Origin of the sequence: Geobacillus sp. WSUCF1, from assembly GCF_000422025.1 — a bacterium.
GTDB lineage: Bacteria > Bacillota > Bacilli > Bacillales > Anoxybacillaceae > Geobacillus > Geobacillus zalihae.
This window is the reverse complement of sequence record NZ_ATCO01000336.1, coordinates 1-371: the sequence shown is the minus strand read 5'-3', so window position 1 is coordinate 371 and position 371 is coordinate 1. Positions and strand designations below refer to the sequence as shown.

At 54.7% G+C, this 371-nt stretch carries 1 protein-coding gene; it reads left to right on the top strand.

Going from position 1 to position 371, the window contains the following annotated elements:
* Window positions 1-350: pyridoxal-phosphate dependent enzyme (locus I656_RS0117455; protein WP_033007117.1), on the top strand; the 350-nt coding region annotated here is incomplete at its 5' end.
* Window positions 351-371 lie beyond the last annotated feature (21 nt).

The window sequence follows — 371 nt, the reverse complement described above, 5'->3', positions numbered from 1 at the left end:
AAAAAAACCCGGCCATTAAAACGGTCATCGTGGAACCGGAAGGCTCGATTTTAGGCGGCGGCAAGCCGGGTCCGCATCGGACGGAAGGGATCGGCATGGAGTTTTTGCCGCCGTTTATGGATCCGGATTATTTTGATGCCATCTACACGATCGCGGACGATGACGCGTTCCGGCGCGTCAGCGAACTCGCAAGACAGGAGGGGCTTTTGGTCGGCAGTTCGTCTGGCGCCGCGTTTCATGCCGCCTTGATGGAAGCAGAGAAGGCAAAGCCAGGGACGAATATCGTCGTCATTTTTCCGGACGGGAGCGAACGCTATTTAAGCAAACACATTTATGAAGGTGGGAGGTAACGATGAGGCGGAAAACAATGC